Annotated in this window: 17 protein-coding genes; 11 read left to right on the forward strand and 6 right to left on the reverse strand. The window is 66.6% G+C overall.

Features of this window, described 5'->3' with window-relative positions:
* Window positions 1–26: 26 nt before the first annotated feature.
* Complete coding sequence (locus O3I_RS28820; RefSeq protein WP_014986538.1) at window positions 27–974, reverse strand: hypothetical protein; 948 nt, start codon at window positions 972–974, stop codon at window positions 27–29.
* A gap of 99 nt (window positions 975–1,073) precedes the next feature.
* Between O3I_RS28820 and O3I_RS28825 the strand changes: the two genes are divergently transcribed.
* The 3 genes from O3I_RS28825 to O3I_RS28835 all read left to right on the forward strand — a co-directional run bounded on the left by O3I_RS28825 (window position 1,074) and on the right by O3I_RS28835 (window position 3,119).
* Window positions 1,074–1,460 carry a RidA family protein gene (locus tag O3I_RS28825; RefSeq protein ID WP_014986539.1) on the forward strand — a complete coding sequence of 129 codons (387 nt, stop codon included), beginning with the start codon at window positions 1,074–1,076 and terminating at the stop codon, window positions 1,458–1,460.
* A 101-nt stretch (window positions 1,461–1,561) separates the two neighbouring features.
* Window positions 1,562–2,590 (forward strand): saccharopine dehydrogenase NADP-binding domain-containing protein, encoded by a 1,029-nt coding sequence (locus O3I_RS28830; protein WP_014986540.1) that lies wholly within the window; start codon window positions 1,562–1,564, stop codon window positions 2,588–2,590.
* 49 nt (window positions 2,591–2,639) lie between these two features.
* Window positions 2,640–3,119: a YbaK/EbsC family protein gene (locus tag O3I_RS28835; RefSeq protein WP_014986541.1), complete on the forward strand. Its 480-nt coding sequence runs from the start codon at window positions 2,640–2,642 to the stop codon at window positions 3,117–3,119.
* Between the two features lie 5 nt (window positions 3,120–3,124).
* On the opposite strand, the gene O3I_RS28840 is transcribed toward O3I_RS28835, so the two are convergent.
* The gene (locus tag O3I_RS28840; protein ID WP_237748146.1) at window positions 3,125–3,619 is read right to left on the reverse strand and encodes a winged helix-turn-helix transcriptional regulator; all 495 of its coding nucleotides are present in this window, start codon (window positions 3,617–3,619) and stop codon (window positions 3,125–3,127) included.
* A gap of 53 nt (window positions 3,620–3,672) precedes the next feature.
* Between O3I_RS28840 and O3I_RS28845 the strand changes: the two genes are divergently transcribed.
* From O3I_RS28845 to O3I_RS28855, 3 genes are all read left to right on the forward strand, one after another.
* The gene (locus O3I_RS28845; protein WP_014986543.1) at window positions 3,673–4,122 is read left to right on the forward strand and encodes a nuclear transport factor 2 family protein; all 450 of its coding nucleotides are present in this window, start codon (window positions 3,673–3,675) and stop codon (window positions 4,120–4,122) included.
* Between the two features lie 9 nt (window positions 4,123–4,131).
* Window positions 4,132–4,485 (forward strand): MmcQ/YjbR family DNA-binding protein, encoded by a 354-nt coding sequence (locus O3I_RS28850; protein WP_014986544.1) that lies wholly within the window; start codon window positions 4,132–4,134, stop codon window positions 4,483–4,485.
* Window positions 4,486–4,846: 361 nt separating this feature from the next.
* Entirely contained in the window at window positions 4,847–5,212 is a 366-nt protein-coding gene (locus tag O3I_RS28855; protein ID WP_014986545.1) for a hypothetical protein, read from the forward strand.
* 111 nt (window positions 5,213–5,323) lie between these two features.
* Here the strand turns inward: O3I_RS28855 and O3I_RS28860 are convergent, their stop codons facing one another.
* A complete protein-coding gene (locus O3I_RS28860; protein ID WP_041562939.1) occupies window positions 5,324–6,046 on the reverse strand; it encodes a hypothetical protein in 723 nt (240 codons plus the stop codon).
* A gap of 306 nt (window positions 6,047–6,352) precedes the next feature.
* On the opposite strand from O3I_RS28860, the gene O3I_RS28865 reads away from it, so the two are divergent.
* From O3I_RS28865 to O3I_RS28875, 3 genes are all read left to right on the forward strand, one after another.
* A complete protein-coding gene (locus tag O3I_RS28865; RefSeq protein ID WP_272944312.1) occupies window positions 6,353–6,799 on the forward strand; it encodes an RrF2 family transcriptional regulator in 447 nt (148 codons plus the stop codon).
* A 34-nt stretch (window positions 6,800–6,833) separates the two neighbouring features.
* Window positions 6,834–7,223, forward strand: coding sequence for a YybH family protein (locus O3I_RS28870; RefSeq protein WP_014986548.1), 390 nt, complete (start codon window positions 6,834–6,836; stop codon window positions 7,221–7,223).
* Between the two features lie 110 nt (window positions 7,224–7,333).
* A complete protein-coding gene (locus O3I_RS28875) occupies window positions 7,334–7,780 on the forward strand; it encodes a membrane protein (protein ID WP_014986549.1) in 447 nt (148 codons plus the stop codon).
* 1 nt (window position 7,781) lies between these two features.
* Here O3I_RS28875 and O3I_RS28880 read toward each other — a convergent pair whose 3' ends face one another.
* Entirely contained in the window at window positions 7,782–8,147 is a 366-nt protein-coding gene (locus O3I_RS28880; protein WP_014986550.1) for a hypothetical protein, read from the reverse strand.
* Between the two features lie 76 nt (window positions 8,148–8,223).
* Here O3I_RS28880 and O3I_RS28885 point away from each other — a divergent pair, with 76 nt between their 5' ends.
* On the forward strand, window positions 8,224–9,042 hold the full coding sequence (locus O3I_RS28885; RefSeq protein WP_014986551.1) for an alpha/beta fold hydrolase: 819 nt from the start codon (window positions 8,224–8,226) through the stop codon (window positions 9,040–9,042).
* Between the two features lie 79 nt (window positions 9,043–9,121).
* Here the strand turns inward: O3I_RS28885 and O3I_RS28890 are convergent, their stop codons facing one another.
* Window positions 9,122–10,711 (reverse strand): ABC-F family ATP-binding cassette domain-containing protein, encoded by a 1,590-nt coding sequence (locus O3I_RS28890; RefSeq protein ID WP_041562941.1) that lies wholly within the window; start codon window positions 10,709–10,711, stop codon window positions 9,122–9,124.
* 231 nt (window positions 10,712–10,942) lie between these two features.
* On the opposite strand from O3I_RS28890, the gene O3I_RS28895 reads away from it, so the two are divergent.
* Complete coding sequence (locus tag O3I_RS28895; RefSeq protein ID WP_014986553.1) at window positions 10,943–11,512, forward strand: putative glycolipid-binding domain-containing protein; 570 nt, start codon at window positions 10,943–10,945, stop codon at window positions 11,510–11,512.
* Between the two features lie 844 nt (window positions 11,513–12,356).
* Here O3I_RS28895 and O3I_RS28900 read toward each other — a convergent pair.
* A complete protein-coding gene (locus O3I_RS28900; protein ID WP_014986554.1) occupies window positions 12,357–13,223 on the reverse strand; it encodes an alpha/beta fold hydrolase in 867 nt (288 codons plus the stop codon).
* Window positions 13,224–13,255: the final 32 nt, after the last annotated feature.

Genomic DNA, 13,255 nt, shown 5'->3' on the forward strand with positions numbered 1-13,255 from the left:
TCTATTCCACGCCGGAGCGCCCGGCTTCAGCGACGTCCACTGGGCAGCGCCCGCATCCGCGGTCCGGTGGCCGCCAGCGCCTTGCCGACCGAGGCTGCCTCGGCCGCCGAGCCGACGTCCCGCAGATCCGCCAGACCGGCGTCCACGTCGACGCGGTTCTCCGCCACTCCGATGGTCAGCGCGATGAGTTCGCAGACCGCGGCGGGCTCGTCCAGCTTCATGAAGTGCTGGCCGAGCAGTCCGCGCCAGTGTTCGGCGATTTCCGGATCGTCGTAGTAGTTCGACTGATTCGGCAGGATGTAGTAGACGTGCCAGCGCTCGGCGAGCTCGCGGTAGATGGATTCCACCGAGATGTCGCGGCGCACGCTGTCGCCGATCACGCTGCGGATGTGCCGCGACGCCAGCTTCGGCTTGTTCAGCTCGTCGCCGATCAGGAACAGATAGCCCTTCTTGCCCCGCTTCTCCCAGGCGTCGGTCACGATGTGGGTGGCCATGAAATAGGCCGCCAGTTCGTAACTTTCGGACTTCTGTCCACCGCCGCCGCCTTCGAGCAGGATGGCGCGCAGTTGCTCGTCCATCCGGTTGTCCGACTCGAACTGCCCCACCTGCAACGGCACTCGGTCGGTGTCGGCATCGCCGATGGCGCCGAACAGGATCTGCGGATCGTCCGCGTAGCCCTTGCGCTGCAGCAGGCCGTGCAGCGTCCCGAGCTTCTGCTGCATGATCCGCGGCACCCGGCCCATCGAGCCGGTGACATCGAACAGCACCGCGATGGGCAGCGAGTTGTCGTGGTCGGCGGAGTCGCGGCATTCCCGCACCGTGACCCCGAGCGGGTCGAGGGTCGGGTGCGCCTGCCAGCTGTCGTAGGGCACGCCCTGCATCTCGGCGGTATATCCGAAGTCGTCGAGCCCCCGGCTGGCACGGAAGGTCTTGGCCGCCCGGTAGGCGGTGTCGTCCCAGTTTCCGTATCCCATGTGATCACTTCCTCTCGTGAACTAGTTTTAGTGTAGGCGACCAAAACTATCTCGGTCAAGCGATCCCCATGAATCCCGTTGCCTGGCAAGATCGGCGGGGTGGAGCTCGAACCGCGCAATCCGACCGACGGCGTCTACGCCGCGACCGACGACTACGTGCACGCGATGGAGGTGCGGGGCGCCGAACGCCTGCTGTTCATCTCGGGCACGATGGGCTTGGACCCCGAGGGGAAACCCGGCGCGACCCTCGCCGAGCAACTCGACCTGATCTGGTCGAATCTGCGTGCCATCCTCGCCTCGGCGGGCATGACCGTCGACAACATCGTCCGGCTCACCAGCTACCTGCGCGACCCGGCCTACGCCGACGCGAACGCCGCGGCCCGGGTCGCGGCGCTGGGCGGCCGCACGGTGCCGACCACCGCGATCGTGGTGCAGACGCTGGTCAGCGAGTGGCTCGTCGAGATCGAGGTCGTCGCCGCGGGCTGAGCGGCGGCCGGACACTCGCGGAATTCCGCCGGGCGGGAATCCGCGGCACCCGGGACGAGGTTGAATCCACTCGACACCATCACATTTCGAGGGGATCCGACATGTCTTCGTCCGTGGCCGTTTTCGGCGCCTACGGCCACACCGGCCGCTTCCTCGTCGCCGAACTGGTGCGGCGCGGCTGGACGCCGATCCTGTCCGGTCGCGACGAAGTTCGGCTGCGCGAACTCGCCGGCGCACACGCAGGGCTCGAGGTTCGGCCCGCGACCATCGACGACCCCGCGGCGCTCGATCGCGCCCTCGCGGGCACGGTGGCCGTGATCAACGCGGCCGGACCGTTCGGCGACACGGTCCCGGCGGTGGTCGAGGCCGCCCTGCGCGCGGGCGTGCACTATGTCGACGTGGCCGCCGAGGTCGAGGTGGTCGCCAAAACCGTTGCGACCTACCAGGATCGCGCCACCGCGGCGAATATCGTGGTCGCGCCCGCGATTGCTTTCTACGGCGGGCTCGGCGATCTCCTCGCCAGTGCCGCCATGGCCGACCTGCCCGCGGCCGACGAGATCGAACTCGCCTTCGCCCTCGACAGCTGGGTGCCCACGAAAGGCACCAGGGCGGCCGGGGTCGCCTCACGCGGGCGCCGCAACGGACAGCGACTCGTCTACCGCGACGGGGCATTCGGCCTCCGCGACGACGCGGCCCCCGTGTCGGAGCGGGCCTTTCCCGCGCCGTTCGGAAAGCAAACCGTCGTCGGCGATTTCACCACCGCCGACAGCGTCACTATCCCGTATCACCTGAAAACAGCTGCCCTGCACACCTATATGACCGCCGCTCCCCTGCGCGATCTCGCCTCCCCCGATCGCACACCGCCCCAACCCGCCGACGAATCCGGCCGATCCGCTCAGCAGTTCCTGGTCGAGGTCGTGGTCCGATCCGGTTCGCTGCGCCGCCACGCGGTCGCCGCCGGGCGCGATATCTACGCGGTCACGGCACCGATCGCGGTAGAAGCGTTGTCGCACATCACTTCCGGCGGACGCTCCGGTGTGCGCACCGCAGGCCAGCTCGGTGACTCCGGCGCGATCCTGCGCGCCCTGCTACCCGCCCACCTGGACCGTCTGGAATTCGACGCCGACTGACCCGGCGGTGGCGCGAAAGTCAGCGGCCGGCCGCGGTTAGTATCCCGGCATGGACGAGATCGCCACGAAACCGACCGTGCTCGCCGTCGAGGCCGCGCTGCGCGCCGCCGGGATCACCCCGCAGATCCGGGTACTGCCGGAGACCGCCCCGACCGCGGTCGCCGCCGCCGAGCAGCTCGGCTGCCCGGTCGCGGCCATCGCGAACAGCCTGATCTTCGACGCGGCGGGGGCGCCGCTGCTGGTCCTCACCAGTGGCGCGCACCGGGTCGACACCGGCAAGGTGGCCGCCCACCTCGGTCTCGCGAAACTCACCCGCGCCACCGCCGAATTCGTCCGCGCCCACACCGGCCAGGCCATCGGCGGTGTCGCGCCCCTCGGCCATCCGGCCCCGATCCGGACGTTGATCGACGAGACCTTGGCGGCCCACGACGAGATCTGGGCCGCGGCGGGACACCCGCACACCGTGTTCTGCACGACCTTCCCGGAATTGCTCGAAGCCACTGGCGCAGAGGCGATCTCGGTGAACTGAGGACGTCACGGCGACATGTGATCGCCGATGAGCATCGTCCCCGGCCCGCGGTGCGCGCCGGGGCCGTGCGCGAATCGGACGTTGTCCGCGGTCAATTCCGCGCCGCATTCCCGGCACACCACCACGCCCGCGGTCACCTTGCCGCAGTCCTCGTGCACGACCAGCGCGGGCGGACCTTCCGGACCGGCCAGCCAGGCGTCCCCCCATGCCACGAGCATGGTCAGCGCCGGGTACAGCTCGCGCCCCTTGGGTGTGAGCACGTACTCGTGCCGGACCGGATTCGACTGATACTCAACGGCTTCCACGATGCCGTGCGCTTGCAGCGTGGCCAGGCGGGCGGCGAGCACATTGGACGCGATGCCGAGGTCGCGCCGGAGGTCCTCGAATCGGGACAACCCGACGAACAGGTCGCGCAACACCAGCGGCGTCCACCGCTCGCCGATCACGTCGAGGGTGCGCGCGATCGAGCACACCATGTCGGAGAGATCAGCTTTGGGCACCCCGTCAGTCTAGTCCATTGCTTTTTGCAAGTGACTGGGTTTAGGTTGGCGGCATGGACACAGCGCAAGATCAGGCAGCCGCGACAGACGTCGTGGCCGCGTTCCGCACGGCGACCACCACCGCCGATTTCGACACCCTGATGGACCTGCTCACCGAGGACGCGGCGTTGACCTCGCCGCTGTCCGGACGCATGGTCTTCCGCGGCAAAGACGACCTGCGCGTGCTGCTTACCGCGGCGTACGGCGGCCTCTCCGGATTGCGCTGGACCGACGAGATCGGCGACGGGAATCGACGGGTGCTGCTCGCGGAAGCGTCCGTCGGCCCGTTCCGGCTCACCGAGGCGTTGGTGCTCGACCTCGCCGACGACGGCCGCATTCGCGGCCTCAGCCCGCACCTGCGCCCCTGGCTCACCCTCACCGCCGTCGCCGTTCGGCTCGCGCCCGGCCTGTTCAAGCATCCCGGCGTGCTGCGTCGTGCGATGCGCGGAGCCGCGACGCCGTAGACTCCGGCTATGGACCCGTTGCCACGGATCCGCGCGATCTGTCTGGACCTACCGGAGTGCAGCGAACGGCTGAGCCACGGCTGCCCCACCTTCTTCGTGCGCACCAAGAAGTCGTTCGTGAAATACATCCCCAGCGGGTACGACGAACCCGGCCCGACCATCTGGTGCCCCGCACCCGAGGGCGTGCAAGGCGAGCTGGTGGACGCCGAGCCCACCCGATTCTTCGTGCCGCCATACGTCGGCCACAGCGGCTGGATCGGCGTCCGCCTCGACATCGACCCCGACTGGAACGAATTCACGGAGATCATCCGCGACGCCTACCGCAGGGTCGCCCCGAAAAAGCTGGTGGCGGAACTCGATTGACGCCGATCGCCCCAGCGATGCCCACATTCGTACCGTGTCGTGAGAGGGGCGACGTCAACCCATTGGCGGACCGCCCTGGTCGAGCACTACGCCGAGCCGCGGCAGCACGCCACGTTTCCAGCTGCGTTCGACCGCGTTGCGCACCATGCGCTGCCGACGATCTCCGACGTCGAATCCCGTCTGCCTCAGTAATAGCCGGGTGCCGCACCCCCTGGGGTCGCAACGTCCGGCCGACTATCCAGCCGGCGGGATACGCCGCCTGCGAATACACACCCAGTTGTAGGTCAACTGCTCGTACGGGCTGGCCACCAGCACCTCGCTCAGGCCAGCGGCAGCAAAGGAGAACACGCACAATGACACTGTGCGCGAGCAAGATCCGACACCAGACGAACAGCGATTCTTCGACGCCCTGAGAGCACAAGTGCCCGAGATCGACGATTGGTACCACGAGGACAAAGACGGCACGCTCTGGGTGATCGCTTCGCTGGACTTCGGCGACAATACCGGCCATATCTACGACACTCTGCGCGTCGACTACGACGGAATCTCCCTCCGAGGCGGCTGGAGTCCGGCGTCCCTCAACTGGGACGACGGCGTCCGAGCGAACAAAGCAGGCATCGACACTGCACCACCGGACGGCCTACGCCGCGACAACATCGCCCCCCTCAGAGCAGCACACGCGGCAGCGGAATGGTTCCTCGCGCATCGAGAAAGGCGGCGCCGGTAGCCGGTTATGCCGGTGGGTCAACACTTTCCGAACCGGCCCACCAGCGGCTGCGCAACCGGGCTGCCGCTCGGTATATCGGCAACCGCCGACGGTGATGGAGCTGCTCCAGGATCAGCGGCCGGTTCCCGGGTTCATCGACGGGGAAGGCCACTCGATCTGAACACGGTTCGCCGGGTTCTGATCGGCGTTCAGCCGATGCCAGGCCGAGAGTTCGAGCTCGGTCGGATACCGGTGCCGCATCCGTAGATATCCGTCGTCCGGCTCCGAGTTCTCGATCTTCCAGTTCGCGCTCGCCAGGTCTGGGAACTCCCGGATCAGCCGCCGATAGGTTTCGCTGACCGCGTCGAAACCGTTCCCGTCGACCAACTTCAGCGCGATGTCGCCGACCCCCGTGGTACCCATCGAGATCACGTCGTCCAGCCCGAGCCAAGAACATGAAAGGGCTGACCACTTATAGGTCCACCTCATCTCGTGCTGGGGAAACGCTCGACTCAGAGCAACCCATCGGACCACCAGCGCCGAGGCCGTGCCGAGCCCCTTGGTCCCTGCCGTGAAGGAGCTGCGCTCGCCACTGCGGCGAAATTCGATATCTGACCGCGACCGTCGGTATTCCTGTGTGGCCGCGACCCTTTCGCGAAACATTTCGAGCACCGCCGTGGCCTGCTCGGCCGACGCCTCTTCGGCCAGCACGACGATCGTCCGGAAATTCTCATCGACCTCGCTCGATATCCGATGGACTCCCGCCATCCCGCCGAGCGCGCCCTCGATCTCTCTCGATACCGGGTCCTCGTAGGGATGGCTTCGCAGATACAACCCGATCGCCGTGACGAGCACAACGATCACGGCGGCAACGACAGAGGCCCGCCACCGCGCACGGAATCGGCTCGGCTGGGGACGCACCGCTGGGCATTGGATAAAGATAGCGGAACCTGGTGGACTGCAAAGGATCCCAGTTATAGGGGCAGGTCAGCTTGGCAACGCGGCCGCGACCTGGCGTGGTTGCATTGAGAGACAGACGATTCAGTCTGACGGAAAGGCGGAATCGCCTTCGCCACCTCGGAACCGGGCGTAGGCGTTCTGGATTGACGAGAGCTTGTAACTGTAACTACTGTGGTTGCAGTTATTGGTAAGGAGGGTGTGGTGGGGGTCAGTAGTCGGACGGCGGTTGCGATTCATGCGCTGACGATGTTGGCGTGTTGGGGGGATCGATCGTTGACCTCCGGGGAGATCGCGAACAGTTTGGCGAGCAACGCTGTTCTGGTGCGGCGCATACTCGGTGGGCTGCGCGCGGCGGGGCTGGTGTCGTCCACGGAGGGACGTGGCGGCGGCTGGTCCCTCGCGCGCGCTCCGCACGAGATCACGCTCTATGACGCGTACACGGCCGTCGAGGAAGGCCCGATTCTGTCGCGGCATCCACACCCGCCCAATGACGAGTGCGAAGTGGGTCGCCATATGCGGGGACTACTCGAAACCGAGTTCTGCGCCGCCGAACAGGCCATGGCAGAACGGCTCAGTCGCACCTCCATCGCCGACCTTGCCGGGCACGTGGCGACGATCGAACGCGAAGTCGCGCAACGGGATCGTTGAGTTCATTCGACAGCGGTCCCGGAGAGGAACCGAGATGACAACGGAGATCGAGATGACAGCGCGTACCCCCGAAGACCTCCTGCCGTTGATCACCGAAGCGATCAACGCCGGCGATCCGAGTACGGTCGTGCGGTATTTCGACGAGGAGGCGTGTTTCGTCCAATCGGATGGCGTGCGCGTGCGCGGGCATGCCGCGTTGCTGGCGATGTATGAACAGCGCCTCGCCCTACGGCCCGAGATATCGACGCACGCCGCGAAGATCATCCGAGCCGGCGATCTGGCGCTGGTGACGAATGTGTGGACCACTCGCCTGCGGAACGGCGAGATCGGCGGCCAGGATCTGTTCAATGGGGTCGCGACCATGGTGTTGCGCCGCCAGGACGATGACAGCTGGCGCATCCTGGTGGACGACTCCGACAGCTGACGCGTCGCTCGCAGACCGCTAGCCTTGGCATCGGGACAGGTGATAGGCGGGGGAAGCTGATGGGTGCGGTCATTACGCGGGCATGGACGGGGTGGGTTCAGTTCCAGGAGATGCGTTTTCGGGTCGCGGCGTGGCTGGCGATACCGGGCGCACTCCTGTGGGCCGTGCAAGCTTTCGGCGCGTGGATCCAGTCGCAGGAAGGCAAGTGGCAGGACAACGACTATCTATCGGTCGGTGGCTCGACGATCACTGCGGACAACCTGCTGACGATGCTGGCACTGGCGTTTCTGCTCATCGCGGGCCTCCTCACCGCCGGCGCGGTATATCTCCTGCGCGGCAACATGTCCGGACGCTATCTGCTGTTGGCCGGGGCGTGGTTGGTGGTCCTGGGCCAGTTGTTCGCGGGGGTGCTCGCGGCGATCCCGATCGATGCCTTCTACTACTCCGCCCCCGCCAACGTCGTCTTCGCGACACCGCTGGCAATCTTCCCGCTGCTGACGATCGTGTGCCTGACACCGGGTAGACAGGCCGCTGCCACGCTCGAGACCGGTAGCTGAATCAGACTTCGATCTGCGCGGGGTCGGGTAGCGACGTCGGACGCGCGTCCGTGTACCAGGCGTATTCGATCGCGCTCAGCCTGCCGTGCTCGACCCACAGCATGACCTCACCGATCGGCGCGCCGGCCCGGTCGGTGACGCCGCCACTGGCGAAGATTCCGTCCGTCACACCGGAAGCGGTCGCCGATGCGGCGGACACCACCACATCGACGCTCGGGGAACCGGCGCCCCAGGTGGCGATGATCCGTGCCGAAGGGATCTGCGCCAGATAGTCGGCCGACCCGGCCGCACCGGCGGACAGCAGTCTCGTCACGACGCCGATTTCGCGCTCGGTCAGAGCCCGCGGCTCGATCGGTGTGGTACCCATCGCCTCTTCTCCGAACTGACGGCCGCGGGAACATTTGTCCAAGCCGACGGCACCATCCGACGGGGACAGTGCAGGCATGACTGTTTCCGAGGACAAATCGTATGCCGAGTCGCTGACGCCGGACGACGGTGGGATACACGTATATCAGGACGGCCCGCGCGAAGCCCCCGCCCTCCTGCTCATCCACGGCACCGCCGCGTCGGCCGCGTCGTGGGAGCCGATTCTTCCGCTGCTGACCGGATCACATCGCGTCATCCGGATCGACCTGCCCGGCTGTGGTCGCTCGGCTCACCCGGCCGACGCGAGCTATGCCGTGCCCGACCAGGCTCGCCGAGCGGCGGCCGTGCTGGACCGACTCGGTATCGAAAGCGCCTGTGTGATCGGACATTCGAGCGGCGGTGTCGTCGCCACCGCCTTGACCGAGCAGCGACCCGACCTGGTGCGCGCCGTTGTGCTGATCGGCACCGGCCCCGACATGTCCGCCTACCTCGGCCAAGAAGCGGCCATCGACCTGCGGCAATGGCCGGATTTCACCGACGAGCAGTTGCGGGCGGCGGCTGCCGGTGCCTTCGCGCCGGGGTATCGGATCCCGCAAACCTTGCTGGATCAGTTGCGCGACATGGACTTACAGGTGTTCGCCGCGACCTCGCAGGCCGTCCCGGCGTACCTGAACGAGCGGGGACTTCCCGAACGTCTCGCACACCTGGGTAAGCCGCTGCTGGTTCTTTTCGGCGAGCAGGACCAGCGGTGGCGACCCTCCTCCGCACCCGAATACCGTGTCGTACCCGGTGCGCTGGTCGTGATCATGCCGGAGGTCGGCCATTCGCCGCCGATCGAGGATCCCGCCCGAACCGCGAGAATCCTGCTGTCGTTCACCGACGTGCACACGCGCTGAACCGCGGCGTCGAGCGGCCGCGACGTACCGATCACGCGAGCGCCCCTCGATCAGGAATCGAGGGGCGCCCGGACGCTCTCTAACGAACCAGCGTTTCGCTCAGCCCGTCGGCGGTCAACTCGAGCTTGCGCGTCACGCCGATCTCGTCGAGGAAGCGCGGATCGTGACTGACCACGATCAGCGCGCCCTCGAATCCGGCCAGCGCCTGGGTGAGATGTTCCAGGCTGGGCAGGTCGAGATTGTTGGTCGGCTCGTCGAGCAGCAGCAGCTTCGGCGCGGGATCGGCAAGCAGCAGCATGGCCAGCGCCGCCCGGAGGCGTTCACCACCGGACAACGCCGCGGCGGCGACGTCGGCGTCCGCACCGCGGAACAGGAACCGGGCCAACCGGGTTCGGATCTGTTCCGGCAGCGCGTGTGGCGCGGCCGCCGCCACGTTCTCGAACACCGTCCGTTGCTCGTCGAAGATGTCGAGACGTTGCGGCAGCAGCCGCCACGGCACCTTCGGACCGATCGCCGAGATCTGTTGCAGCAGCGTGGTTTTACCCACACCGTTGCGCCCGGTCAAGGCGATCCGCTCCGGGCCGTTCACCCGCAGCGAGACCGTCGGCCCGCACGCCAAGCGCACCCGGTCCAACTCGATCACGTCCTGTCCCGGATACAGCCGCGTGCCAGGCAGATCCACCCGGATCTCGCGGTCGTCCCGCAGCAGATCCTGGGCGTGCTGCAGCTGGTCCTTGGCCGTCTCCAGCTTGTCGATGTGGTTGTTGCGCAGTTTGCCCGCCGACACCTGCGCTTGCCGTTTGCGTTCCGCCATGATGATTTTCGGCTCCCGCTTCTGATCCCACATCTTCTGCCCGTACCGCAGCCTGCGATCCAGTTTGATGTGCGCTTCGACGAGTTCGCGCGCCTGTTTGCGCACATCGCTGCGCGCATCCCGGATCGCAGCCCGCGCCGCTTTCTGCTCGGCCTCGATGACCCGCTCGTAGGCGCTGAAATTGCCGCCGAACAAACGGATCTCACCTTGCCGAAGTTCTGCGATGGTGGTCATCCGCTCCAGCAGTTCACGGTCGTGACTGACCGTGAGCACAGCGCCGGAGAACTGGGCGACCACATCGTAGAGCCGTTCGCGGGCAACCTGATCCAGGTTGTTCGTCGGCTCGTCCAGCAGCAGGATCTGCGGCTCGGCCAGCAGTTCCGCGATCAGCCCGAGCAGCGTCGTCTCACCACCGGACAGGGTTGCCAACCGGCGATCCAGCTGTGCGGCCGAATCGGCGACATAGTGCAGACCGAGCCGGCCGAGCAACGCGATAGCTCGCTCCTCGACATCCCAGCGATTACCGACGAGGTCGAAGTCGGACTCGTCGCCGTCACCGGATTCGATGCGGTGCAACGCTTTCCGGATATCGGCGATACCGAGCACGGCATCCACCCGCTGTCCCGCCGCGAGACCGAGGTCCTGCCGGAGATAGCCGAGGTGGCCGGTACGGGTGATCGATCCGCGGGCCGGGGTGAGCTCGCCGACGATCAGCCGCAGCAGGGTCGATTTACCCGCCCCGTTGCTGCCGACCAGGCCGATATGGCCAGGGCCGAGCACGCCGTCGAGTCCCTCGAACACAGGTGTGCCATCAGGCCACGAGAAAGTGAGATCGGAAAATGAAATATTGGTCATGGCGACTCCATGAGGTTGCTCCGGAAGACGCGGCACGCGAATGCGGACCGCCCGAGTGGCTACCTCAGAAGATCAACGGCATGACTCCGATCAACGGGAACAAGACTCGCCCAGGATAACCACACCCCCGCTGATCCCGCCAGTGCAATTTCGATCACACGCACCTGCCGTTCGCGGGCGCACCCTCGGTCGGCGATGGTGTGTGTCGGTGGCCGGAGCTACCGTGAACGGATGATCGAGCGACGCCAATTCGTGTGGGCGGTAACGGAAACCGCAGGGTTCGAGTCGTGCTGGCTCACCGCGAACGGGCTTGCCCTGCATGCCGAAGGCCACGCCGTCGCCCAAACCCCCGTGCCCTACTGGCTGTCCTACACGCTCGGCACCGACGACCGCGCCGCCACCACGCGCATGACGGTCACCGCGGTCACCGCCTCCGCCCGCCGCGAGCTGGACCTCCGTCGCACCGGGTCACACTGGACGGTCGACGGCGCCGCGCGCCCGGATCTCAGCGACGCCCGCGACTGCGACCTGGCCTTCTCACCGCTCACCAACACCATGCCCATCCTGCGCACCGACCTGCACCGCAGCCCGGGCCACGCGGACTTCCACATGGCGTTCATCGAGGTCCCCAGCCTCGAAGTCACGCTGTCCCGGCAGAGCTACACGCACCTGGCCACCACATCCGACGGCGCCTCCGTTCGCTTCACGTCCGGCACCTACACCCAGGATCTGCTCGTCGACCGCGACGCTGTGGTCGTCACGTATCCGACCATGGCGCAGCGCATTACACCCACGCCGTGACGTCGGTTCGGGCTCGTTGGCCGGGTTCCTTGCGTTTAGTCCTGTTGGCTGGCTTCCGAAGTAGGACGAGCCCAGTGTGGTGTACCTGCCGCGGGAGTTACATGGATAGTGCTGGGCGCGTCGTCTGCCGTACCCGGCTGTAGGCGCACGTCAGGTGCGCGGTGTCGTGTTCCGGCGTGGTCATCTGGCTGTGGTGGCGTCTCGAGCGGCTTGGGAAAGAGGGCGGTTCGGAAGCGGGCCGGGTGGTCTGGACCAAGCGACAGATAGGTTAGGGGTCACAGACTTTCCGTACGGTTCACAGCAGCTATAGCTGCTGTGAACCGTACGGAAAGTCTGTGAGCCTCCTCCTCACAGCGCGTCGGCACCGGTCAGACACGCCGAGGCACAACGACACCCGCTCGAAACCGCGGATACCTCGTCAAGGGAACGCTCGAGAACGGCACCACAGCCAGATGACCACGCTGGAACAGGACACCACCCGCCTGACACGCGCCTACAGCCGGGTACGGCAGACGACGCGCCCAGCACTATCCAGGTAACTCCCGCGGCAGGTACACCAAACAGGCCCGGCAACACTTCGGAAGCCAGCCAACAGGACCAAACGCAAGAAACCACAACCAAACCCGACCACACCGAAGCCGTAGCGCCAGGTAATCGAACTCGGGGCAGTCCCCTCGGCCGGGTCAAGACATCGTGTGCCCAACTAACAAGCCAAACGCAACAACAGCAACCGTCGACGACCACCATTGCCGACCCGTCGACCCCGATCAGCTGTAGATCGAGCTGCCGAGGAACGCAACATCCGGACGCCCGGAGCCGTAACCCACTACCCGGCGCGAACCGTTCACGCCCCCGAATTGATGAAGGTTCGGACTCGGTCGACCAAGCCGGTGTTGTCGCGGATCCAGGCGTAGTGCGGGTTGCGGTGTGTTGTATCGCCGAAGCCCAGGTTTATGCGGGTGATCGTCGCGTGGGTGAGTTTTTCGCTCAGGGCGCGGACGCCGTGGGCGGTTGCCATGGTGTCGCCTTCGATGGTGACCACCAGTGTCGGCAGGGTTATTCGGGAGAGGTCGGATTCGAAGTCGAGGGGTGAGGAGGGCACGCGGTAACGGCCGGAACGGATTTGGGCGGCGAAATCGCGCATGAGGCGGGTCGAGTCGTTGCCGAGGATGCCCAGGCGGCGGCCGGGGAAGTAGCCGACTACCGACCCGATGCCGACGGCAAGGTGGGCGGCGGCGAAGATTCCGAGGTTTCGCGGGAACGGCCAGCCGCGGTAGTGGCAGGACGGTGCGCCGATCAGGATCGCACCGGCGGCCTGCTGCGGCTGCTGCCCCAGGTAGAGCGCGCCGAGTTGCCCACCCAGGCTGTGCCCGAGCAGATATCGCGGTGCGTCGGGGAAGGCCGTTGCGACCGCCTCGAACAGGGCGGGGTAGTCGAGGGTCACGATCTCGTGGTAGCCGTAGCGCACGCCGCGCCGCAGCCGCACGGAACTTGTTCCCTGCCCGCGCAATTCGCCGAGCACCACGTGAAAACCAGCCTGGAACAACGCCTCCGCCAGCGGCACATAACCGGCGGCGGGAGTTGCCATGGCGGGCATGCAGATCACGACCGGCGCGGACGGATCCGCGGCCTGCCGGTACATCCGGACCTCGGTGGTCGCACCGTCTGCGGCACGCACGGTCTCGATGGTGGCCTCGGCAGCTGGGATCAACGGTCCTCCTCGTTCATGATCATCCTCGACAC

This window comes from Nocardia brasiliensis ATCC 700358 (assembly GCF_000250675.2).
GTDB lineage: Bacteria > Actinomycetota > Actinomycetes > Mycobacteriales > Mycobacteriaceae > Nocardia > Nocardia brasiliensis_B.

Excerpts from the sequence above, each read along its gene's own strand:
- O3I_RS28820 (WP_014986538.1), bottom strand. The coding sequence starts at position 974 with ATGGGATACGGAAACTGGGACGACACCGCCTACCGGGCGGCCAAGACC.
- O3I_RS28830 (WP_014986540.1), top strand. The coding sequence starts at position 1,562 with ATGTCTTCGTCCGTGGCCGTTTTCGGCGCCTACGGCCACACCGGCCGC.
- O3I_RS28835 (WP_014986541.1), top strand. The coding sequence starts at position 2,640 with ATGGACGAGATCGCCACGAAACCGACCGTGCTCGCCGTCGAGGCCGCG.
- O3I_RS28845 (WP_014986543.1), top strand. The coding sequence starts at position 3,673 with ATGGACACAGCGCAAGATCAGGCAGCCGCGACAGACGTCGTGGCCGCG.
- O3I_RS28850 (WP_014986544.1), top strand. The coding sequence starts at position 4,132 with ATGGACCCGTTGCCACGGATCCGCGCGATCTGTCTGGACCTACCGGAG.
- O3I_RS28870 (WP_014986548.1), top strand. The coding sequence starts at position 6,834 with ATGACAACGGAGATCGAGATGACAGCGCGTACCCCCGAAGACCTCCTG.
- O3I_RS28875 (WP_014986549.1), top strand. The coding sequence starts at position 7,334 with ATGCGTTTTCGGGTCGCGGCGTGGCTGGCGATACCGGGCGCACTCCTG.
- O3I_RS28880 (WP_014986550.1), bottom strand. The coding sequence starts at position 8,147 with ATGGGTACCACACCGATCGAGCCGCGGGCTCTGACCGAGCGCGAAATC.
- O3I_RS28885 (WP_014986551.1), top strand. The coding sequence starts at position 8,224 with ATGACTGTTTCCGAGGACAAATCGTATGCCGAGTCGCTGACGCCGGAC.
- O3I_RS28890 (WP_041562941.1), bottom strand. The coding sequence starts at position 10,711 with ATGACCAATATTTCATTTTCCGATCTCACTTTCTCGTGGCCTGATGGC.
- O3I_RS28895 (WP_014986553.1), top strand. The coding sequence starts at position 10,943 with ATGATCGAGCGACGCCAATTCGTGTGGGCGGTAACGGAAACCGCAGGG.